Raw genomic sequence first — 23353 nt, 5'->3', positions numbered from 1 at the left:
AAAATTTATCCACCGAAAATGCCTGTGGCTGTGATTTAGCTTTGACGACAGTTTTTATCAGGGAGGCAAGTTGAGACCTGTATAAGAACTAAGCATTTATTTATCCCCATTTTCCACAAGGTAGTTCCAATAATTAGTACCTTAGTGTTCCTGATAGATCAAAAGAGATCCCCGCTGCCTCCAGGCCAGACGGCACAAGGCCTGAGACGTGATCAGTGACAACAGTAGTGATTATTTTGACATTGGTAGTGATTATTATAACGTTGGTAATGAGTTTTTTGACATCAGTAGTGATCAGAGCGACAATAGTAGTGACTTTTCATTAGATCTTTTTAACTTGATCTGATCCGTTGTTGATAAGAGTTGCAGGTCATTGTATGCAAAGAGTTTTTGCCAAGTTTTAATGAGTGGAGTCGTTTTTTTAGGTAGAACTTATGCACAGATATGGATCATCACAATGATCCATCCAGTGACATAGAGTTCGCTGGGGCTTACTATTCACCAATCTGTTTACACATTCAGTGATAACTTATTATGACTAAAGAGAAAGATACTGAGCAGCAGGACCTGGTCACCAGGGCTTTCTCTGTTAGAGAGAAAGAATCAGGTAAAGACATCATTTTGCGTCCTAACAGCAACCGTACGGTGCAGTCTATTGCTTTGATGCGGCTCGGGCTGTTCGTCCCATCACCAAAGAGTGTGGGGCGTCAAAATCGGGAATATAAAACGGTTGGCTTTGACGCAACGAAAGAGTTACAGACGCTCTCTTTAATGGAGAGCGAGGGGTTCACCAATATTTCAATTGTCGGTGAGCGTCTTGATATGTCAGTAGATTTTAAGACGTGGATGGGCATCATTCGAACCTATGCCAATCATCCGATTAACAATGACACGATAAGCTTAAAATTCACTGAATTCCTCAAGCTATGTACGCCTGAAAATTATCGCTCATCTACAGCGTCCAGAAAACGTATAGACGCCTCCTTACGCAGGTTAGCATCCGTTACCTTGTCGTTCACCAGTAATAACTCGTCCAAAGTCTATACAACGCATCTGGTACAGTCTGCCCTGTTAGACCCGGAATCAGATCAGGTTGTCCTTCAGGTTGATCCTAAGATTTTCGAGCTCTATCAATACGATCATAAGGTTTTGATGCAGCTGAAGGCAATTAAGGAGTTGGCCAAGAAGGAAAGCGCCCAGGCTCTCTATACGTTCATAGAGTCATTACCGCCAAATCCTATACCGATATCCCTTACTCGGCTGAAAAATCGTCTGAACCTCAAAACACGAGCAAATAGTCAGAATGCTACCGTGAGAAAGGCTCTTGAAGAGTTGGCATCGATAGGATACCTCCAGTACACCGAAATTAAGAAAGACGGAAAAGTATACTTCCAGATTCATAAGCGGGATCCCGATCTGAATTTGAACAATACTCAGCCTCCTTTAGAAGTGGTTGAAGATGAAGAAGAGAACTCAGGGTCTTCTGTTTTAGAAGGTGAGTTATGCCCACCAGCTGACCCGATAGACGGCGATGATGTTCTTACCGTCCATGATTTAACCGCTGAAGAACTGCGCTATATTCGTAGTCTTCGAAGCCAGAAAAAGAACAGCAACGCCAGCTAAAGTTAACCCGGCGGTTCAGGCTCCGGGTGCTAAATTACTTCTTCGATTTTCGTTAGTCCCAGCCCGCTCTTTCACGTCAACGGTAATGAGTCAAAAGTCATTACCGTTGTCATTGTTCTCTACCACCCTATGTAGATCGAGATTGCGAATTCAACGCTTTCTCCTGAGTCACCTGTTAACACCCGGTTTCTACGCTTTACTTCATTGGCCAGTACATCCAACGGAAAATATCGTAACGGGGTGACAATGGCAGTGAGTTGACCCACTCACTACCATCGACATTCAAATCCCGGCTTCTCTGGTAGCTATAGTGACAATGGTAATGATGTGTACCTTACTGGCATTGTCATTGTCCTCCGAGTGTGCGTTCAGCTTTGGGAGGACACCGGAACTTAATGCGGCGAGTCACGGCCATTGTGAATCTCGATTGGATTGGCGAATACGGCTTCCGGTTGGGCCAGATGTCAATGGTTATGCTTCATCCAGCTCATTACTGTAGTCATTGCCGTTCAGCTGAGCTGATGCTCCTCTCATTCTATGTGGCGACAACGGTAGTGAGCCCAGAAAGTGACTACCGTTGTCATGGCCGTCCAGTAGAGCGGGTCAACCTCTTAAATCACAGGGTGACAACGGTATTGAGCCCAGAAAGTCACTACCGTTGTCATGGACGTCTGGTTAAGCGGATCTACCTCTCAATTCACAGGGTGACAATGGTAGTGAGCCCAGCAAGTCACTACCGTTGTCATAGTCGTCCCGTTGAGCAGATCAACCTCTTAACTTACAGGATGACAACGGTAGTGAGCCTATTAAGTCATTACCGTTGTCATTGCCATCCAGAAGAGCGGATGATCCTCTCAATTCATACGGCGACAATGGCACTGAGCCCAGCAAGTCACTTCCGTTGTCATAGCCTTCCAGAAGAGCAGATGAGCCTCTTAATTAACAGGGTGACAACGGTAGTGAGCTCATTAAGTCATTACTATTGTCATGGCCGTACAGCTGAGCTGATCATCCTCTCAATTCACACGCCGACAATGGTAGTGAGCTATTAAAGTCACTACCATTGTCATAGACGTCCAGTTAAGTGGACCATCCTCTCAATACACACGGTGACAACGGTAGTGAGCCATTAGAATCACTACCGTTGTCATTGCTTTTCAGGTGCACTGATAAGGCTCTCAATAGACACGACGACAATGGCAGTGAGCAATTAGAGTCACTTCCGTTGTCATTGCTTTCAGCTGAGCTGATAAGGTACGTCATTTACACGATGACAATGGCAGTGAGCCAATCGAGTCACTACCGTTGTTAATGCCGACCAACCGAGGGAAGGGTCCGCTCAAAGAACTGAGTGACAACAGTAGTGAGATCATCCAATCACTACCATTGTCAGCTTAAACCTGTAGGACGAAGAGGCTTGTCCGATAAAATGACGACAATGGAAATGAGCCTATCCATCACTACCACTGTCATTAAAGTCCAGCGGTTCAACGTTAATCAGTAGCTCCGGATGACAATGGTTGTGAGTCAGGCAATTCCCAAGCATTAAGTGACAGCAGCGTAACACCTCTAAGCTCACTCCTGTTGTCAGGGGTTAGGGTATTGAGTCTCTACCGTCGTCAGTGTTTCTGAGACACCAGTATTGCAGATCACTACAATTGTCACTTAAGTATCGACGGGGGAATAGATGCAAGTGACTGGCTAACCAGTACCAGTTTAGATTCAAAACGATCCCATCTTTGTGGATGCACTTGAGTAAGCTCGTATGACGATATGTCAGAGAAGTGACAACGGGAGTGAGTTGCCGGACTCACTACCGTTGTCATCCCCGGTTGAAGGAAGAGGATCCCCGGGGCTGTATATTTACCGGGTATCCTTACTCAAGGGTTTCGACACTCACTCCCATTGTCGTAATCAACGAGTGTGCATTGTCTTTTAAAAGCATCGCTGGAAACGTACGATTAAAGTAACTTTTCTTTCGGTTCTTCCTTGCGAATCTCTGAAGACGTACTGGCTGATCGGAGTCAAGGAGGGCAGTAAAATTGAAGCCGTCAGTTTTACTGTCGGCTCCGGGTAGTTACTTCAACTCGTCGATCTGAATCATGAATTCTGAGGTGCCAACTTTCCCATTTTCGGAAGGATAAACGGGTAACAGAAGATTATCCCCCTGGCCCATATCTATTTGCACCTCAACTGACTCACCTGGAGCCGCCTGTGCCCCGTTAAATTTAATACCGAAGGCTGCATCCTTCCGCACAGTCAGCGTTGCGTTCTGGACCCCTTTAGCAATTTCTCCATTTGTCTTACGCAGAACGTTAGTGGACAGGTACGCAAGGGGTACGCCATCTGTCGTTTTGAGAGGCGAACTGACCGATAATGTGCGTAGATTATGTAACTGCACAAGGTTATTCGGTAGATAACTGAACTTCTGAGTATAGGTTTTGGTATTCGACTGACTATCGGCAACTGTTACGCTAATTGAATAATTTTCAGATGGTTCGAAATTTGGGAACAGCCTCGGATACTCAGGCATGTATGTATCTTTGCCTGCCGGTGACCACGTAAGCTCAACGTTATCAGCTGTGGGGCCACCTACGAGCTGAAGACGGGTTATCCTCGGGGTTGTCAGATTATCTGCCAGAGCGATCCTGAGGTTCTCCAGGCCGTACACTACCGTATCGTCTTTTACCGGCTTTCCGTCGAATGTTATGGCCACTGTCGGAGGAGTGTTATCCAGAGCAATTTCTCCGAAAGTTTTATTGGTCTGGTTCTGGAAGAAGTCCCTGATGTTGACCTCAACGTTGTATTTTCCTTCAGACTGACGGGATAAATCATAAGCAATCGTGTAGTTACCTGAGATACGAGATTTGATTACGCCTGTGGGTGACATCCGGGTACCGGTGTTCTTATCGGAAAGATAAAATTCCCTCAATGAGACCGAGTCGAACCAGTTACCATCGCCTTCAAGTGACGCCAGTACATCCAGCTGCTTGTTAGTCTCGTCATATGATATCGAGTTTATTACCGGCAGTTGTTTATTGTTCCAGCGTGTCATAATCCATTGCTCAGACCGCAAAATGGGATTGCTGATGCTGCGAACGAAGTAAAGGATCCTATTGTAGCCCTGGGTACCCAAGGCCATATCAAACGTCTCAGGCGCTTCACACGAGGTTTTTCCTGCCGGAATGGTGCAGGTCGCCTTACCGCCGATCTCTTGTGCAAAGGGCCGGGCTTCAACGTTAAAACGAAGTCGGGAAATTTTAATTGGCAGTCGTGATGAAGCCACACTCTCAAAATCCTTCCACTTAACCCAGTTCCCCTTGTCATCGAGGAAATCTACCCAGGTACCCGCAAATGCAGGCGTTTGGTTTGCAGATGGGTTTAGAACGAGGCTGTATGACGGATAATACCCTCCCCACTGGCCAAAGTTCGCCATACGAGCCATATCCCCATTAATTGAGCCATAGGGAAGAGTCATTTCAACATAAGCATAAGTGCTGTCTACAGCTATCTCTTTGGGGGCGGAATATTGATTGATGAACTGAAGCCCACCTTCTGAATAAGCACGGTAGTTAGATTTTGGGATCCGGTAGACTAATCGAATAGGGTTTTCGTTAACGACCATACCGGCTTTGTAAGCCGGATAATTAGAAACCCCGGGTACGACGCTGGAAGACGTATTTGGATCATGAACGGCCCACAGTGTCATCTCACCCAGCGTGTTGTCGTAGCGAAATTTTTGAGTTGGCAGCGTTCGGCTATTACCTGCGTTATCGAAGATAACAACTTTTGCAGTAAAGTCTTCATCCAGGTTGCTGTCTGGTATTCCGGTTCCCTTAACTGAATTCTTAGAGTAAGTGTGGTACATCTTTTGGCCGGATACGTCATACTGCATCTGTGTAGTGCTGTAGAGGCTACCGTCCTGCCTGTAAATATATATTAGGCCCTTATCAATACCATTTGCATCACTTACGCCCGAAGAGGTGAAGTCATACTGCCCCGTTGCCTCTAATCCAAGCTTCCACACGTCACCAGCGGTAGAGCCAGAACCAGTATTAGCGGTAAGAGCATTTGCCGCTGGAGGGGTGACATCAATTAGCCAGTTATAGTTATAGGTCGCTACAGGCTTCTGATTGAGATCTAACACGTTTATCTGAACGACAAATTTGCCTTCACCCAAAGCAGGCAAAGTTACTTTTTTGCCGTAGAACTCACTACCGTCAGCAGCTGTTAGTCGGTCTGATACACCCGTCCGTGTAGTCGTAGTATTAAGAATGACAGTTCCAGTGTCTTTCGTGACTTTGACATTAACGAAACGATCAAGACCTGAAATAAGTGTCAAAGTTACCGGTGATGCCGGATTAAGCATAAGACGAGAAGACGGGGCGTGGATCTCAATACCGTTCGTGTCTTTAAAGGCCGATTCATATATCTGAGCTGGGGCCTGAACAGACATACCGAGTCCGGCTACAGCAGTAATAAAAGCGAGATGTTTCATTCTTATTCCCCTTTAGGTTTGGTGTTATTTTAAGCTTTTCCTAAAGGTCACTATGTTCGTAAAAGTATAAAAAACTTCTCCATATGGTGCTCGAAATTACAAATCTATAATTTGCCTTTCGACAAACCTTATTGTGCGTTCAGGACGGAAATCTTTCTTTTTGGAATTACATCTGACATTTCTGTGGTGTCCAAACTGGCAACGATTGCAAAACTTATAACATTAGCCTGAAACTATCGGCATCCACATATCGCATTAAGTGATGCTTTTACTTTATGTAAAAAAGAATCAGGATAAATTAGGTATGTCAGATATAAATGCGTTAACGGACGGCATATATGAATCAAAACCTGGCGGCATTACGCCACCAGTCGAGAGGGGAGTGAACCTCAGTCAGTACGTCTACCTTCGTTCCGCAAGGCGCTTCTTGTTGTGAATTACAAACTGCCCTGGCGAGAACTGCATCATTTCACCCCTAGCAACACACGTGCCTCTTCAACGGTTTGCCAAGAAGGCATTGCTACGCCAGATTGAGTGCCGTTGCCCCTGCGCTCACCTGTGTCACATTCTACATAAAGACGCATCAGCATCGCTTCTGTTTCAGCGGCCCGGCTATTATCCATTACCAGTTCTGCTGCGCGTCGTAGCTGTTCTGGAATGTCATTCCACATTCCCGCACCACTTCTGTCTTTGTTAGTGAGCAAGTCTTCAATAGCAGATGAAGCCATGTTAAGCAGGTCAGCCGAAACTAAAGGCATCGGCGGGGCGGTATAGAGGATTCGACGTCTTCCGCGTCTGTCTGGATCGTATTTATCATAAAAAGCTTTGTTCACATCTTCCCAGTGCCACTGAAGTTGCCCGGTTGCGTCATGGTGGCAAAACTCGCACTGATAAACAGGCGCAATCGACATAACTGCCTTTCCAATACGTGCCAGTACAGCAACTTCGTCAGCTCTGAGACTCATTGCTTCGCTTGGGTTACTACCCTCGGCAAATTCCAAAATTTGTTCAATACGTTCTGGTGTGAAAGTGGTCATAGGCTTTGAAAACATATTTTTCCAGTTGTGCTTACCATATCATCAGGCATTAGGAGCGTTAGCGAATAATTAACAGGTCAGGACCAAAACTAAATCCTTCCCCCATACGGTCTTCATGACGGGAGACATATGCCTTACCGTATTTCTCCAGATCCTGTAAGCGATCTTTTGCCAGATTCCACGAGTATTCCTGGCCCCACACGGGTCCGTCACGCCCGTCAAAGCGGTCAGGTTTACAATTTGCTTTCAGAAGAGCGTAGACATGCTCCACCGTGGGTAGCTGCAAAGCACTATTAGCCTGAGAAACGGCAGTATGCGTCATTTCTGTTCACTCTTTATTGATTTAGTCAGTTAAGCCGGTCAGGTAACTTTAACCGGCTACTCGTATTAAGATTTCTTTCCGGTTGCTTGTCAGTTAGCGGCGAAGATCAATTTCAAGGCGGGCTGTTTTGACCTTTGTTCCGGACTCCCTAAATGTATCATCCGGAAGAGGCGAAATTTGTCCGCCAAGTTGTTTGACTCGCTCCCTGAGCGCTTTTGTCAGTGTGTCTTCCCGGAACAATACCCCAGCTGACAGAATGGCCTGTAAGCGACCTCGCTTAGCGAGCATTGCGATGGCATGCATGACATGTTTAACGTCAGAGCGTTTAAGGAATGGTGGATTCATAACGATAACATCAAAAGTTTCATCGGGCTGGTACCCAAGAAAGTCGGTATGCACCAGCTCGACTCCTGTGCTAAGGACACTATCGTTCTTCACTGCAAGGAATCGCTCATCGTTCAATTCGATCCCGGTAATCAATGCATCCGGAGCCGCCAGTTTTAAGGCTTTCAGAATGCGGCCATCACCAAACTCTGGCTCCAGTACACGCTCCCCGGCAGCTGGTTCAGCGCGTAGAACCATATCTGTGACTAAATTCTCAGGTGTAGGGAAGAAATTGAACAGATCTCGTGGGATGTCAACCGAACCTGTCAGAATGATTTGCTCGATACGCTCAGCTGCATCCGCCGTAAAAATATGTGCCTGCTCTTTTCGGTTCCATTTGCCACCGGCGGCTTCGAGCACTTTGTTTGTCTTAACATAAATGCTGCGGTCGAGCTGGTCGGCCAGGAAAAGAAAGTTCCCTTCAGCACGGCAGCGAGATAAGACGTTCAGAACTTCAGTTGAGATTTGCATTAAAACTCCATTAAGAGGATTTACCCGCCTGGCGGCAGCGGGTTGGTTACTTAAACGGGACAATTCAGATTTGGCCTTGGTTAGTCGGCAGACAACAGCAGGGATGGGCTGTTATAAGAGAAGCGGTCAACGGGAGCCTTATCAAATCGCTGACCGCTTGCATCAGGGGTCAGAACGAGTCCGTTATGGGCGCAATGAATGTGGAGCAACATATCCCCGCCGGTGTTGATGTGTAAGGCAGGCACACCCTGATCGATTTCGAACATGACACCAAAACAGGGGTTACCTTCCTTGTTAACAACTTCACAGTGGATGTTATGTTGGCCGGTAACGCTGACCTGATAGGCCTGACTGTCCTCTTCTGGCAGTGTTTCCTCCTCCAGGCGCCAGTCCTGAAGTGTGAGGCTAATTTCAGGGGTGTCATGCTCTTTCTGAAGAGCCTGGATACCTTTACGGAACAGCTGCATCATTTCAGGAGTAAGGCAGTCTTCCTCAGCTCCAAAATGTTCTTTCCAGCCTTCAGGATCTGCATACATCCAGACGTTTTTAGCGAGCGAAGGTAAGGAAGCATCAGGCTCTACAAGGAGGTGAGGGATGTTCTCTTTGATTCCGAGATAACGTACCGGCTGGCCATTAAGCGGTAACCCATCCGACACTGTAACTTCTGTTCCTGGCAAGACGACGCTGTTTACCAGACCTCCACAATGTTCGGCCACCACGCGGCCTAAATCTGCCATAAACATCCGATGCTTTTCTGGTGAGTCCAGCTCACCAAGGAGTTCAGGTTTAAGCAGTAAACCGGTAATAATCTCAGTCAGTTCACGAGGAGATACTAATTTATACATTTTGTTTTCCTTTTCTGTGTTGGCTTTATATTACCAATCCAGATGCACGAGCTAATAACCTCCAGACAACTTTTTCAAAAATTATTTACTTAAAGCAGGGTGCTAATATGCGCAAGAAATGAATTTAGGAAGGACGGCTTCAAATTTAACTTTTTGGTTTTTTATTTTAGACGGACTTTAAAATAGCATCGTTGATAAAATAATAAACATGGTTTGTTTTTTTGTTTGTATTGACAATCAAATGGGTATAAATTAATTTACTTACATGGCGTATATTTAACGCCACCGCCCCGGCGGCACCGGGCATAAAAGGAAAACCATTTTGAAACCGATGCTCAAAAAAGATTTTTTTTCAGCTATTGAAAACCTTCTCAAAGCTGGCTTTCAACCTCGCTTTTACACTGTTAACAGTGGCCGAATCGGTCTCATTACATTCACTGATAAAAATGGAACAAAACAGGTTGAACAGGTTTATTCCTGCACTTCTTTAGCCGCCAATACTTTTGGAAAGCGCTTCACCACTTGGTTAGAAGAAATTTTTCAAAAGCATAATGAAGAAAAAGTAGCTGATTCCGGGTTCGAGGTTGGTAGCCGTGTCTGGGATAAATTGATGTATACGTTGCGCACCATTTCAGAAATTCGTGCCGGGGGGGTGCTGGTGCTGGATAACGGTGCACAGCGTACACTGGATGAAGTGCAAAAAACGGCACCTGAAACAAACCAGGTGGAGCCAAAGGAAATCTCTTCACTTCAGGAGCTGCTGAACGCTTCCAAAAATCTGGAGCCGACTTCGCCTGAGCTAATTGCGGCTCTTAATGAGGCTCTGTCAACCGCCATAAAACGGTGAATGCAACGGCAGTCTGGCACATCAGGCCTTGTCAGAGATTAGGCCTGAAAAGCACTTACGTACCGATATAACACCTAATTCCCCTCTAAGGAGATTGCCCTAAATGGCGATGAATAAAAAAGAACAAGCCGCGTATGATGAGCTGGTGGCACAGGCCAGAATAAACCGCGCTTTACGCTGGTCTGACTATGGCGTTGAACGCGATATGCCCGTACCAGAGGTCTCGGGGGAATACCAAAACGGCTGGAGCTTCAACACCGCCACTGGCACTGTTTATCCGACATGGAGCGGAACTACGGTTCACGGCACACGGGAAGAGGGAGAGGTTGTCGATGCAACCTCCCGCCGCATGCGAGGCATGAATGGTAGCCAGAACGGCATACCACAATACAGCACCAAAGAACGCGCCCTGAAGGCATTACGCTGTTCGCTTGAAATCAAGTTTGCCATGCAGCTGGATGCCATAGATAAAGCTATCGCAAAAGAAATAGAGCTGTCCACCGCTCGCCGGGAGAGCGATACATCAGATGCCTAGCGGTAAACCATCAATTCAGGCCCGTGATCAGAGGGGCCTTAACGCCCTGAAAGAGGCGGTTCCAGCGACGGCACAACTACAGATGCGGGTTACCCCTGAACGTAAACTGCGTTACGTCAATCAGGCAAAGGCCGAAGGTCTGGGTCTAACAGACTGGGTCCAAAAGCATATGGATAACGTGTGTGATCTGGCAGGCCAGCCTGAAATAACCATGTACAAAGATGATGGAGAAACAAGTGGCCAAAAATAACAACAGTCTCAAACAGCATGTCTTCAATATGCTGTCGGCTGGCAGCGAACTTAAAGAAGTGAAGCGTTTTCTCACCAGCAAGCGAGTTAAAGCCCGCCTGGCAGTGTCAATGATCCACGAGCAGGCGATTGCTGTGCAGAACACTGAATACCAGAATTATCCGGCTTATAGCTAACTGGTAACAACAATTACAGAGAGATACTTAAAATGAGCGTAAACCCAGAATACACCAGGGTTCAGCATGTCCAGATTATTCGCGAGCGAGATGGGCAGAAGGAAGTTGTTCGAGTCTATGATGAAGATGGCGACGTGGTTCTGTGTTTACCTGCCTACATTCAGGATGAGGAAATAAATCTTATTCTGCGCCGGTTGAATGACGTATATTCAGTCGGATATCGTGTAGGTGATGCAGCCCGCCGCCGCGCCATCAAAAAAGCGCTGGGGGATGATGAGGAGTAAGGCCATTTTTACTGGCAAGATATCTGTATACCGGAGTCTTTAGAGTACGTTCTAATGGCTCCGGATTATTAATACTGTTTTACTCATGCAATAAAAAGCAAACCAAAATTCTTTCGCTAATTCATTTTTAAATGCTCAAATCATTAAATGTAAGGAGCGTTATTTATCAATAGGTATGGCGTTCTTAATGGCTATTAAGCTAGTTCTGCTTTCGCTTGCTTCTGGAAATTAGGGAAACCTAATTTTACCCTATCAAAAAGTAACTTTTCTGGTTTTGTTGCATTCACGTAAACAAAAAAGTCCCGCCGGGCAGAAAAGAAAAACATCAAAAATAGCTATTTTCCCGAAAAGATCACGAACACTGAAAAAGTATCATGGGGAACCTGATCAGGAGACAACCCATGAAAATCAAACTAGCCCTGCTTATTGCATTTGCAGGTTTCAGCGCAGGAGCTTCCGCTGAAATCGCAGAATTCAGCTTTAAAGATACCCTGAACGTTAAAAAGACCGTATCGCCTGCATCCGTATGGATTAATCCGGTAACGAGCTTTGACGTTGCCGTTATTTCCGGTCTGGACCGTTATATTACGCTCAGTCTGCTGAAAAGTGACGGGAGCCTCATCTGGAGCACGAAAAGCAGCCTGGTTACCGTTGATGACCGTACCACATCTTCGACAGGCTTTGATTATTACGGCAAGACTCTGACCGTACCAGCGATGGGAGAAGATAGCTTCACCCTCAGAGAGGTGATTACCGACTTGCAAGGGAAGGAGGTCTCCCGGCAGGATTACCCGCTTGCAATTGACCGAACGCCTCCGGCAACGGGTACCATAAGTTATACGAGAAATGGGTGGAACTTTGGCAGCGAAGCGATCTTCACTTCAGTACCAGCCGGTATGCAGTACGCCAGCGTCCAGGCACTGGTCTTTAATGGACTGAGTGATAAAGGTTCCGGGCTTGCTAATGCTGAATATTTCATAACCGATGCCGCTGGAGTGGAGCGTAAAAAGCCAGCGGAAATTAATACAGTGGAAGGTAGCGTAACCGTTCAAGTCGCCGACGCAAGCAGCAATGCCCTGGCACCGGAAAACCGCTCTGAATATAAAGTGGGGATCTACCTTTATGACAAAGCGGGAAACAGGAGCGAACTAAGCCGCCGAAGCGTAATTGATCGGGTTAAGCCTGACGATATCATCCAGGTGCAGGACGCCACTACCGGATCATGGGTCTCCTATCAGTCTGGCATGACCGTCTTCCAGAACCCTATTTCCGTACGGGTATTAAGGAAGAAAAGTGACTTTACTGCTGTTAACGGTTCCAAATATGGCTGGGCGGACTCGAATTTCCAGACGTCCGATAGCACTTATAATATCTATACTTTCAAATACATATATCCAAATGTGGGGGATACTTATCATGAATTTCAGACTCTGGCGGGAGGAGTAAGACGAATTCATCATAACTCCCTCAACTTCACTCCAGCCCCGGCGATGGAAATAGCCCCGAAGATAGTGGCTAAAGAGATGTACCGGAGTGATACCAGTGAGTGGTTAACTCAGGCCTCAATCAGCGTTAAAACCGCCACCATTAGCCGCATAAAGGTAACCGCAGAACCCCGACCATACGTGCAAAAGTTCAGAACGGTAAAAAATGCAGCCTGGTTCTGCACTATTCCTGTCGGACAAAGTTCATGCGAGATGACGGTTAACTTCAACTACACCAGTGACAAAGGATTTGAGTATCTGCATCTTTACTCGGGAAAAGATGGTGACAGCATATTCGATGCGCTTGCTGGTAATTTTACGGTTATCTGGGATAACAACCCACCGGTGGTTAATGTCGCTCAGGTAAACAAGGCCTCCAAGACAATCACTATGACGGCCACCGATAATGATCGCGTCAACGCCTGGAACATCAGCTACTGGGATACCAAAGTTTTCGAAGCCACCCTTAAAAATGCCCGGGGGGAAACTTTCACCCTGAAGCCTGTGACTGTCAGTGAAAGCGATTATAAAACCAAAAACGCCACTTTCTCATACGCTGGTCTACCGGACGGGGATTATACGGTTGTTAGCGTGTCTGCCACGGATCTTGTTGGAAACACAGGAACCAAAACGCTTAATGCACCGCTGAAAATTGACTCAACGCTTCCGGTTATTGCGTTCAGCTTTAATGGCGCAGACGCAGAAGGAAAACTGGTTAAAGGGCTTGAGAACCTACGCATAAGCGTTACTGATGCCTCTGGGGATGCTTCCCTGATATCGCTTCAGCTCGCTGGTGGACCTAACTCTGAAAAGGTCACCCTTGCATTCACGCCGCTATCCAAGGATGTCTTTATTCCTGAATACCCCAGAATCTTCCCCAATACTGACGAATCGGGACAGATGTATCATCTGGAGGCTCTGGCTATTGACGAATCAGGTAACCGGACCACTAAAACGCTTAATTTTACCTACCAGCCAGCTAACCTGATTATGCTGGATAATCTCAAGACGCTGGCCACAGCCGTAGCACTGAAAGCAACGGACAACACGCCGCTGGCCATCATCCGAACCAGTGTGTTGCGTCGTCAGGACGGTTCTATCATTACCGGACAGTTAAACGGAACCCTGACTGTTCAGAAAAACGCCCAGTTCGGCGTTACGGTTGCCGGAGTTACGGTCCAGCCTGGTGAAACTAAATCGCTGTCACTGGATCTTGGTAATGGTGAAGAGCGCACATATCCCGTTACTCCCGCTGTAAGTGGTCAATCTGGCACGGCCACATTTACTATAGAATTCCCTCAAACATAAACCCTACACAAGGGTACGGTAGTATGCCGTACCCTGTTACGCCATCCTCAATGTAAAATGTAGAGTTGAGCATGACTTAATTATTACTTTCTCATTAAGTGTCTCTTAAACTGCAAACGGGAAAGTAATATTCCCGAGACGGGAAGGACTCCTTCCTTTTGGTTATAATCTATGATGCTAAACTGTGTAATTACACCGGAACAATGTCCTCGTTTAAATCGCTGGCACCAGTACATGATTTATCCATGAATGCTTTTTGATGCAATTTTACTTCAGAATGCTCTTAATTTTTTAAACAAATTATATTTGAATCCTTCGTGTATAAATTTGCAGCCCCTCTCTCAATGTTTTTTTAAAATATTTACTCTCAGGTTATTAGCCAGTAGATTCATTCTGTCATGATTACTCCAGAACTAACCGGAGGAATCACATTATGACCAAATATTATGATCGCAGTGGAATTGAAATCTCCAGCGCAAAAATCCGCTGTGTTGATTCTGTAAAAGGTACTGCGGAATATACTTTTCGTATTGTTTGCGATAAATGCAATGGGCGGGGAGAGCGTAAGCATTTTTATAGAAGTCGCTGTATGGCTTGTAAAGCCACGGGTTACAGCCTCGAAACGACCCGTACTGCTTACACGCTGAATGCGCTGTACCGCATTAATGCGCAAGCTGCCCGCAAAGTGTCAGCATCCCTGCAAGACGAGCGTTTAAGGACTGAAAGCGCCCACAGTTCTGCGTTCACAGCATGGTGCAGGTCTCATCAAAAAATGGTTGATGCAATCACCCAACAATCCAGTAGTAATAATTTTCTGGAAAGCCTTAAGTCTTCTTTAACCCACCAGCGTCAGTTAAGTGATAAGCAGCTGGCAGTTGCCGCCCGCATTTTAGGTATTCATTAATTCAAAGCCCTTTTAATTTAATTTTAAGGTCAATTATTACGGAGGAACTATGATCCATTCATTTAAAGACAGACGGCTTGAAAAGTTCTTCCGTAATGGAAAAACAACGGCAGGTATTCCTTCTGAAATTATTAACGCGATTCTGTGTCGACTTGAAACGCTGGATAATGTCCAGAGTGAGCGGGAGTTATTATCCAACAGCTTGCGTTATGAACGCTTAAGAATGACGTCAAACCGTTATTCCTCCATTCGAGTAAACTCTAAGTATCGATTATTCTTTGAATGGAATGATGGCGCACATAATGTTCATTTGTCTGCACATGACTATAAATCGCTCATCCATTAAGGTTAAAAATGAAGCTATTTTCAATTTCATCCCGGGATACAAGCATGGACGCGATGTTTTATATCCAGGCCAGTACTAAACAACAGGCAAGTTACATATTTAGTACCCTTTCCCCGAAGCCTACTGCGAACTGCCAGCTTACAGATTTGCAGAATGAGACGGTCGTCCCTTCCATAAGCCCTATTTCGCTTTCACTTAACCCCTGGTCGATCAATTCCCAGTCCCGAACCCGGGAACTGCGTATGGCCACGCATGGTCTTAACCTGATCTGTGCAGTCACGGATGAGCATACCCGTCAGATAGTTGACTTTTGCGATAACCTTGGACAGCAGCTTAAGGATCCGGACGACAAAAGCGCCTGGGTTAAGCTCATTAATTCTGAATGCGCTTTGCTTAATTCTCCGCGTCTCTATCCCGTTCTGCTTGAGCCGGATACACCGGCACAATTTGAAATCTTTGTGCCAGCTCCGGAAGATGGAGAACACGACACGGTCATAGCCAGCGTTGTTAAAGAATGTTTCGGAGATGAATGCCGGTACAGAGTAACGGACAAAGCTTTTGCAATGTCGGAAAAGCCAGTCATCAGGCTGGAAGCTCATTTCAATGACAAACGCGAAAAGGTTTTAGAACTGACCTTTTCCTGTTTCAATCTTTCACTCTCAGCGTCCGTGCATGAAAACCAGCTACGTCAGATTTTGTTACTTTGCGAAGACTTTGGCGTAAGGCTTCAGGGTAGAGCAGGGGCATCCTGCCACGTTAATATGCGCAGTGCTTACCGTCGTCTTGCTCATGTTGGCACCGGCTCTCGCCCAGGTGATGACAGTGATGTGCGGGTCTATACCTCGTTAAAAGAAGAAAAAGATGTTAAGAGGCTGCTTGATAAGTCAACCAGGGGAAGTGAGCTTGTACCGGCGAGGCACGGGCAGCAGTTTAACGGGGTCTTAGTGAATGCCACACCCGCATCGGCCACTACTGGTTTCATTTACCTTTCGCATGATTTTCCGGAAGGCCAGTTTATGATGACAGCCGAGGTGTTGCATGTTGGAATTACACCAGGCGGTATTTACTACATTGAAACACTGGACGGTTACCGGTTTATCGTGACAGCGTTTGAGAAGGGATTAATGAACGGTTTGAGGGAGTTTATAGCTGCAAATGAGGAATATTTTAAGTATTACCGCTGGTCTTAGTATCTGAGCTGAAACCGGTAGGCCAGGGAAGGCAACCGGGAAAATGCAATTTAACCTGATCCTATACCTACGACTATCTTTATCCACTTATAATAGCCTCACCAAATTATAATGCCCGATCACCGCATTTGCTTAAACCTCACATATTCTTCTTATGCTTCCCCTGATAATCTACGACCGAAAGACAAAGGAAAGTGAATACGAAATAAGATTTATGAGCACATAAAAGTTACTTTTCCTTGGTGGCACATCACAAACATTGTGGGTTTCATAATCCTTTTTGTTATTTAAAAAGGATGTGTTCAATTCTAATTAAAGGTGGTATTTTTTTTGAAAGTTTGCTGGGAGGTTATTAGCTGGGGGGATGGGTAACAGTATAATAAGTACAGATGAAAAGGAGGTTTTATGAAAGCGTTAGACGTGGTTTCAACTCAACTCAACTTTATTAATCTGTTGGATCAGGCAGGATATGCTCTTTCAGAAATTGTTGTAAAACGCTTCAGTGCTGCACCAGCCTTTAACGAAGGGCACTGGTTGTTCATTGCAGAGCAGGATAACCGCTACATTGAAGTGGTCTGTATTCTCTCTTTAGCTTCAGAAAGCGGAGAGCAGCATATTGATGTTTTTATTAATATGTTCGAAGACCCGATTGATGATGTTATTTCACGAAACATTGAAACCAAAACCTTTGCGACGCTTTATAAATACATTGAACGTATACCTTTTACTCCGGGTGTAAAGAAAGAATTCTTGAGCAGTATTGAGAACATCAATTTTAGTTAATCAAAAACCACAACTTTTTGCCACCAAGTTATTAGGTAATGCTATCAACCTGATATAATTACCTTAACATGAATATGAGCGGAGCCGGGTTATGTCTAATAATACTGAAGTCATTAGCTGTGATTTATTTTCAACTCTATCTTCACTTAATTTTAGCACCGAGGATATTACAGGTTTGACTCCGGCCAACTTTCGAAAGGGAGCTTTCTTACATGCAAAAATTTCTGCTAGCCAGGCCACGCGAGCGACTGATATTTCCATTCAATTACTCACGGATCGTGTTTCAGGTGAAATGAACTACGTAATAGTAATTGGCAGGCACGAAGGACTCCTGCAAAGCGAAGCAATTGACCCAAACGCTGATAAGCAATACCGGGAAAACCGTTATTCTCGCCATTTTATCTCAGTAACCGATGCCAATACCAAAGCCCTGAAAAAAACCTGCAAGGTAATGAAAACATATATCAAAGAGCAGGCATTTAAGCCTAACACCTGGGGGCACAGTTTCATTAAGGGTTGATTTATTCTTGCCCCGGTGAGCCGGGGCAACGCTAAATTAACCTCAAACTGTGCTGGAGGCACAAATGTCTGAAAAACACTTTATCGTTAAAATCCAGAACCGAAACGGCGACCATGAGAATAGCTATGTTCGGTTACTCGTCAGCGATTGTGAGAAAAATGCTTGCCAGACGGCACTCATTTCAGAGTGCCATGGCGAGCTTGAACAGCTGAGTTTTGAAGACGGTGGGGTTTACGACTACAACGGCGAAAATCACTACAGTGTCAGGAGCTGCGTGGAGGTTGCTCCAGAAGACGTTGCAACTTTGCAACGCTTCCTTTAACACCTGCGACATTTGATTAAATATCGGGCGTCCGCTACAGGATGCCCGTGATTTAAACGATTCCTCAAAGATCGCTGTCACTCCTGATAACTGTATTAAGAGCAGGTTTGTGATAGGTTCAGCGTAACAACATTACTGGAATTTTGGTTGCCTTGATGAAGAGCTGCTTTTCTGATTTACCCGTTAAAGACGGCACGTCCGGAACCTGGAAACTGGACACATTCGAAATTACCGCAGATAAGGCGATGAGCCTCGCCCTTCGTGCCGAGTATACAGGTAATACAGACGAGTTTATCCCGCCCGGTAGATATCGGCGTTTGTCCAACGGCTGGGATGTGGTGATGTCCAATACCCCGATGGAGATCAGAACCTGCCAGGATTTTTTAGAGCGAGCCACCGGGCGCGTGCTCATTAATGGTCTTGGTCTGGGGATGGTGCTTCACGCCATTCTTCAAAAAGAAGATGTAACCCATGTAACAGTAATTGAAAAAGAACAGGACGTTATTAACCTCGTTGCGGCCTCGTTTGCAAACGATCCTCGCGTTGAAATTATCCATGCTGATGCAATGATGTATTGCCCACCAGCAGGCGTCACGTACAACGCATGCTGGCACGACATATGGCCAGACTTCGCAACAGCTAACCTCTCACAGATGGATAAGCTGGAAATTAAGTACCGGGACATCTGTGAATGGCAGGGCTCGTGGGGCAGGGAGGAGTGTGAGCAAAAGCACATTGAGTTTCAAAATCTTGGGGCTGATTGAGTACAACTTTTGAAGGTGTCTCCGCTAAAGAAGACTGGGTCTCTTTGCGCATGCCCAGCTGTGCTGCATGACCTGACAAAGCCTATAAATAAACAGATCGGTTTGATTTAGTAATCCCCCTTCCAACCATCAGGCCGATATTTAAACTGCATCTCCATTAAGGATGGCTGATGAGCACGATTTCTACGGATTTAATTGCACGGATCTACGCAGCCTCCGAATTGCCGTTGAGCAACGACGAGCTTTATCGCGAAGTGCAGCGTGAAACTGGCATGTCGGATGCCGAATTGCACGAACTGAAAGAATTTGGGTCAGATAAAACCAGAACCAGCGGCGTCAAACACAAAGTACGCTGGTTTCAGCAGACTCTTCGGCAGGCCGGAGTCATCGAACGCGTTCCAGAAAAACGGGGCGTCTGGAGATACTCCTCTAAGACGAAAACAAACCTACACGAGTCATGGGAAAAGCTCTGTGTTGTCGGTTTCTCAACTTCTCTTGGGGCATCGGTTTTTGGAAACGCCTATGCCTTCTTCAGCAATATCACAGAGCAAATTCATCTTTGCCTGACCTCGCCGCCTTACCTCCTTCGAAATTCAAGAGACTACGGGCATGGCGGGGGGCGTGGCGAGCAGGTTTATATTGACTGGCTTCTGCGTATCCTCGAACCGATCGTGAAACAGCTTGTACCCGGCGCAAGTGTGGCATTGAATATCACTCAAGATAGCTTTAATAGGGGCAGGCCTTCACGTTCTCTGTATCTGGAGCGTCTGACACTGGCATTATGTGACAAGCTGGGGCTTGAGCTCATGGACAGGCTTCAGTGGGTGAATCGCAGTAAGCCCCCATCGCCAACGCACTGGGCATGTAAGCAACGAGTGCAGCTCTGCTCATCGTATGAGCCTGTGCTGTGGTTTACCAATGATGCGAGTAAGGTTCGTTCAAACAACTTACGTGTACTGCAACCGCATTCAGAGCAGCATCTTAAATTGCAGGCAGCAGGCGGTGAAAATCGCACGACCTTTTATGGTGATGGGGCGTACCAGCTTAAAAGCGGATCCTTTGGAAATAAAACAGAAGGAACGATCCCCAAAAATACTTTGTTTTACGGCAATAGCTGCGCTGATACGAGATTTTGCCATTCCATTGCCCGCGAGCTAGGTTTTCCGCTGCATGGTGCAACGTCTCCTACCAGGCTTGCAGCGTTTCTGATTGAGTTTTTGACAGAGCCGGGAGATCTTGTTGTAGATCCCTTCGCTGGCCTGCATAAAGTTCCCATCGCAGCCGAGCGACTTGGCAGACGTTGGCTGGCGACGGACAAAATCATGGAATGGCTGGCGATTTCCCGAAACCTTTTTACGGCCGCACCGGGATATAAGAGTAACCCCATGCTGGACGAGCTCGCCGAACTGTATCGGGCTTAATGCAAGTTAACGGTTTTGATAAAGTGGTTTGAAGCGACAAGCGGTTTATTCATTTTGCATTGTTTCTACCATAAAATGACAATATTAACGGCTTAGCATACGCCGCAGAGATAATTAGGGTGCCATTCATTTCCGGTTGTCTGTATTAACGAGTGTATTCAATATTCACTTGTTTCTCCGATATAGACCCAACAAAAAAAACTGATGGTTGTGATACAGAACTTGTTGAATTAACATCCGGTACATTAACTATATTGGTAATTTAGACGGTTTCTAAATTAAAGGTGGACAGATATGAAGTCAGATACAGAAATGGTTTCTCCTATCGAGTTGCACATTGGCGATCATGTCCAGCGGCATGGTGCTTTATTTGAGGTTATGCATATTGTTGAATCCGAATGCGATATTCCCGGCGGCATCCGGGTAGCAGCATGCATTTCACGGGTTATCGGTGACGTTACGGGCAATATTCCTCGTGGTTGGCTGGAAACACCGAAGCGTATGGCTGAGCGAGGAGTTAAGTGGGCGACGAGTCTGCCTGAGGGGCTTTACTTTAACATCCAGGGGAACGCACATGCGAAAGTAAGCCGGGTTATTCGTAATGTGACTAATTGAAACTTTTTTCTGAATTGCGGTGTAAAAGTTACTTTTCACCGCATCGTTTTCCCTAACTACTAAATCAGAGCTTCTCTGAAATAAGCGGATTTAACCGCTAGCGATTTATTCAGGCCATTTTATTCTAATCATTATCCTACACTTCAAAAATATTCATTATTTTTTCTTCTGACCTATTAGCCAGAATTCTCGATTCGGTATCATTTACTTACGGTAAATCTTTTGAAAACGAGGTAAATGGCATGCATTCTCAGGATCCTATCACGAAATTAACCCAGACGTTGCAACGCGACGATGGTTCTCAGGTTCGTATTGTAGCGCAGCGGGGATATGGAAGTGGGCTTACAGCCTCGCTTGATGTGTACGTTCTCCGTCGTGATTCCTCTGAAAGCAACTGGTCACTGTGCGGAAAAGATCCTCACCCAGAGTGGAGAAAGATGTCAGTAGATGAGTATCAGAAATTTGGACGCTCTGAAATGCTGCGTTATGCCACACCAGGTGAAATTCTCAGGGTGGCATCCGCTATTGGCCAGCCAATGAGCTTCCTCGATGGCAACCCTGCGTTTTAGCCCGAACCCTGGCGACGCCTTTTAAACCGGCGTCATTCTTTTTACGAGCAACAGACGGAGAAAAAATGAATCTGAACGAACGAAGCACGAGCGCAGCAACGCCAGATTTGAGCCGACTTTATCTCATTTCCGGGCGCATTATGTTTGATGATGATGATCAGGCCTACCTGGTCGAAGCCGACTCCCCTGGTGATGCAGAGGAGGCTTTCCGGCATCATATTGCTGACAGTGCCGACGACTTAGAAAAGGTGATTATAGTTTCCTCTACAAGTTTCGCTTCAGCTCACAGCAGTCGCGTAATTTGTCGGCCTGCCGTGAAGTAATTTCAACTTCCAATGATATTTCCCTCTTTATAAAAGCCGCCGTCTGGCGGTTTTTATTTGCAAAAATGAATATTAATCCTGAATGATATTAATTTAAGATGAGGTAGTGTTCATATTCTTCTTCTTAATATTTTTTCTAAAAAAACGCCTTCAGGTTATTAGTTGGTATTAGTGTATTTGTTATGATCTTCTCATCAAATACATTAATTAAATAATCAAGGAGTCAACTGTGGCAGATAATTATACTCAGGCGTCGTTTATTATTCCCTGCACTCAGGAGCAGGCAAAAATGGCACAAGAAGCAATCACATTCGTTACCGAAGCAGAAATTGCAGAAGGTGAGCGTTTGCTTGATAAGCCACTGACAGATTGTTCTCTGACTGAGAAGCTGATCCTCAGTATTATCGAGAACCACCCTGAGTATGACCCTTCTGAGCCGAGCTTTGGGCAACCATCCTGCCCAGACTGCAATTATGAACTGTTGTTCGCAACAGAAGTTACCAGCAGTGGGCTGGCAGTTTTTCATGGAGAGACCATTGATCTTGACCATGCAATTTGCCTCACAACTGCCGTGCTGTCGGTATTCGACCTCTCGGAAATGGTAACAATTACTGCTGCATTTACATGCAGTAAAAGCCGGACAGATGAATTTGGGGGTATGACTATTCTGGTCACAAAGGATACCCACTATTACCAGGATGGCTGTCAGTTTTCTCGTCTCATGAATGAGGCTCACAAAGCCGGTATCCAGTATGCTCTGTGTAAAGTGACGCATTACCACGGTGAGAGCAGCTATGTGGCAAGCTATGTCCTGAGCTGCGACGTAGCGGATTCAGCCCAGGAGGTCGTTAACAAACGACTGAAGGCATGTGCCGGAAAAGAGCCAGAAGACGGAATCTATATTCTGTGTGAAGAAGACAACACTAGTCTTTCGGTCGAACTCGTTACAGAACTGTCTCCGCTCGATTACGACAAGCTGAGCAAGCTTCTCCCTTCCCTTGACACCCTTTGCGGCGCTTAAGCCTGCCAATTACCGTAGCCACCGGTTTCCCCGGTGGCCTGGAGCCTGCCATGACCAATAAATTCATAGTTTCTACCGTTGATTGTATCAATGAATTTGCAAGTGACGTTCCGCAGAGTGTTTCCTTACGGATAGATACAATGCTTGAACAGCGTATCCGCAAATTGGCGGCATACGTGAAAGAAAACGATCTTCATTTAACTGAGTTTTACTTCTATGAGGCTTTGTTGAATAAATCGAACTTTTGCTGAGTTGAAGGATCAGATCACGCATCTTCCCGACAACGCAGACCGTTCCGTGGCAAAGCAAAAGTTCAAAATCACCAACTGGCCCACCTACAATAAAGCCCTCATCAACCGTGGCTCCATAACTTTCTGGCTGGATGATGAAGCTATTCAGGCCTGGTATGAGTCGGCAACGCCTTCATCACGGGGAAGACCTCAGCGCTATTCTGACCTTGCCATCACGACTGTGCTGGTCATTAAACGCGTATTCAGGCTGACCCTGCGCGC

Annotated in this window: 25 protein-coding genes; 20 read left to right on the top strand and 5 right to left on the bottom strand. The window is 45.9% G+C overall.

Annotation, left to right across the window (positions count from 1 at the left end):
- Positions 1–534 precede the first annotated feature (534 nt).
- A complete protein-coding gene (repHI2, locus tag ACOT1A_RS21185) occupies positions 535–1623 on the top strand; it encodes an IncHI-type plasmid replication initiator protein RepHI2 (protein ID WP_000159528.1) in 1089 nt (362 codons plus the stop codon).
- Between the two features lie 2077 nt (positions 1624–3700).
- Here repHI2 and ACOT1A_RS21180 read toward each other — a convergent pair.
- The 5 genes from ACOT1A_RS21180 to ACOT1A_RS21160 all read right to left on the bottom strand — a co-directional run bounded on the left by ACOT1A_RS21180 (position 3701) and on the right by ACOT1A_RS21160 (position 9180).
- The gene (locus ACOT1A_RS21180; RefSeq protein ID WP_000681217.1) at positions 3701–6121 is read right to left on the bottom strand and encodes an Ig-like domain-containing protein; all 2421 of its coding nucleotides are present in this window, start codon (positions 6119–6121) and stop codon (positions 3701–3703) included.
- A gap of 464 nt (positions 6122–6585) precedes the next feature.
- Positions 6586–7173: a hypothetical protein gene (locus ACOT1A_RS21175; protein ID WP_000491820.1), complete on the bottom strand. Its 588-nt coding sequence runs from the start codon at positions 7171–7173 to the stop codon at positions 6586–6588.
- Between the two features lie 43 nt (positions 7174–7216).
- Entirely contained in the window at positions 7217–7480 is a 264-nt protein-coding gene (locus tag ACOT1A_RS21170; protein WP_000149862.1) for a hypothetical protein, read from the bottom strand.
- 93 nt (positions 7481–7573) lie between these two features.
- The gene (locus ACOT1A_RS21165) at positions 7574–8335 is read right to left on the bottom strand and encodes a methyltransferase (RefSeq protein ID WP_001447802.1); all 762 of its coding nucleotides are present in this window, start codon (positions 8333–8335) and stop codon (positions 7574–7576) included.
- Positions 8336–8415: 80 nt separating this feature from the next.
- Positions 8416–9180, bottom strand: a complete 765-nt coding sequence (locus ACOT1A_RS21160) for a hypothetical protein (protein WP_000277498.1) — start codon at positions 9178–9180, stop codon at positions 8416–8418.
- Positions 9181–9511: 331 nt separating this feature from the next.
- Between ACOT1A_RS21160 and ACOT1A_RS21155 the strand changes: the two genes are divergently transcribed.
- The 19 genes from ACOT1A_RS21155 to ACOT1A_RS21065 form a co-directional block, all read left to right on the top strand.
- Positions 9512–10027, top strand: a complete 516-nt coding sequence (locus tag ACOT1A_RS21155) for a hypothetical protein (RefSeq protein ID WP_012695482.1) — start codon at positions 9512–9514, stop codon at positions 10025–10027.
- A 103-nt stretch (positions 10028–10130) separates the two neighbouring features.
- Positions 10131–10562 (top strand): hypothetical protein, encoded by a 432-nt coding sequence (locus ACOT1A_RS21150; RefSeq protein WP_001251242.1) that lies wholly within the window; start codon positions 10131–10133, stop codon positions 10560–10562.
- A gap of 236 nt (positions 10563–10798) precedes the next feature.
- Positions 10799–10987 (top strand): hypothetical protein, encoded by a 189-nt coding sequence (locus ACOT1A_RS21145; protein WP_001107529.1) that lies wholly within the window; start codon positions 10799–10801, stop codon positions 10985–10987.
- Between the two features lie 32 nt (positions 10988–11019).
- Positions 11020–11271, top strand: a complete 252-nt coding sequence (locus tag ACOT1A_RS21140; protein ID WP_000115760.1) for a hypothetical protein — start codon at positions 11020–11022, stop codon at positions 11269–11271.
- Positions 11272–11672: 401 nt separating this feature from the next.
- Complete coding sequence (locus tag ACOT1A_RS21135; protein WP_000694552.1) at positions 11673–14063, top strand: Ig-like domain-containing protein; 2391 nt, start codon at positions 11673–11675, stop codon at positions 14061–14063.
- 433 nt (positions 14064–14496) lie between these two features.
- Complete coding sequence (locus tag ACOT1A_RS21130; protein ID WP_000170639.1) at positions 14497–14967, top strand: hypothetical protein; 471 nt, start codon at positions 14497–14499, stop codon at positions 14965–14967.
- A gap of 49 nt (positions 14968–15016) precedes the next feature.
- Positions 15017–15313: a type II toxin-antitoxin system RelE/ParE family toxin gene (locus tag ACOT1A_RS21125; protein WP_000581857.1), complete on the top strand. Its 297-nt coding sequence runs from the start codon at positions 15017–15019 to the stop codon at positions 15311–15313.
- A gap of 44 nt (positions 15314–15357) precedes the next feature.
- Entirely contained in the window at positions 15358–16503 is a 1146-nt protein-coding gene (locus ACOT1A_RS21120) for a hypothetical protein (RefSeq protein ID WP_000339750.1), read from the top strand.
- Between the two features lie 405 nt (positions 16504–16908).
- Positions 16909–17286, top strand: a complete 378-nt coding sequence (locus ACOT1A_RS21115) for a hypothetical protein (protein WP_000645320.1) — start codon at positions 16909–16911, stop codon at positions 17284–17286.
- A 91-nt stretch (positions 17287–17377) separates the two neighbouring features.
- A complete protein-coding gene (locus tag ACOT1A_RS21110) occupies positions 17378–17806 on the top strand; it encodes a hypothetical protein (protein WP_000069824.1) in 429 nt (142 codons plus the stop codon).
- A gap of 64 nt (positions 17807–17870) precedes the next feature.
- Positions 17871–18128 carry a hypothetical protein gene (locus ACOT1A_RS21105; protein WP_001290639.1) on the top strand — a complete coding sequence of 86 codons (258 nt, stop codon included), beginning with the start codon at positions 17871–17873 and terminating at the stop codon, positions 18126–18128.
- 155 nt (positions 18129–18283) lie between these two features.
- Entirely contained in the window at positions 18284–18892 is a 609-nt protein-coding gene (locus ACOT1A_RS21100; RefSeq protein WP_000833775.1) for a hypothetical protein, read from the top strand.
- Between the two features lie 170 nt (positions 18893–19062).
- Entirely contained in the window at positions 19063–20313 is a 1251-nt protein-coding gene (locus tag ACOT1A_RS21095; protein ID WP_000104393.1) for a site-specific DNA-methyltransferase, read from the top strand.
- A gap of 294 nt (positions 20314–20607) precedes the next feature.
- Positions 20608–20928: a hypothetical protein gene (locus tag ACOT1A_RS21090; RefSeq protein WP_000834113.1), complete on the top strand. Its 321-nt coding sequence runs from the start codon at positions 20608–20610 to the stop codon at positions 20926–20928.
- 242 nt (positions 20929–21170) lie between these two features.
- Positions 21171–21497, top strand: a complete 327-nt coding sequence (locus ACOT1A_RS21085) for a hypothetical protein (protein WP_000556022.1) — start codon at positions 21171–21173, stop codon at positions 21495–21497.
- 65 nt (positions 21498–21562) lie between these two features.
- Positions 21563–21820: a hypothetical protein gene (locus ACOT1A_RS21080; RefSeq protein ID WP_001052325.1), complete on the top strand. Its 258-nt coding sequence runs from the start codon at positions 21563–21565 to the stop codon at positions 21818–21820.
- A gap of 229 nt (positions 21821–22049) precedes the next feature.
- On the top strand, positions 22050–22841 hold the full coding sequence (locus ACOT1A_RS21075) for a hypothetical protein (RefSeq protein WP_000774871.1): 792 nt from the start codon (positions 22050–22052) through the stop codon (positions 22839–22841).
- Between the two features lie 50 nt (positions 22842–22891).
- Positions 22892–23092 (top strand): hypothetical protein, encoded by a 201-nt coding sequence (locus tag ACOT1A_RS21070; protein ID WP_022646497.1) that lies wholly within the window; start codon positions 22892–22894, stop codon positions 23090–23092.
- Position 23093: 1 nt separating this feature from the next.
- Positions 23094–23353 (top strand): transposase (locus tag ACOT1A_RS21065; RefSeq protein WP_176690167.1); only part of this gene is annotated, 260 nt, incomplete at its 3' end.

It is taken from the genome of Enterobacter cloacae complex sp. SYL003, from assembly GCF_049236925.1.
Classification (GTDB): domain Bacteria; phylum Pseudomonadota; class Gammaproteobacteria; order Enterobacterales; family Enterobacteriaceae; genus Enterobacter; species Enterobacter intestinihominis.
The sequence above is the reverse complement of the archived record's forward strand: the minus strand, read 5'-3'. Positions and strand labels throughout refer to the sequence as shown.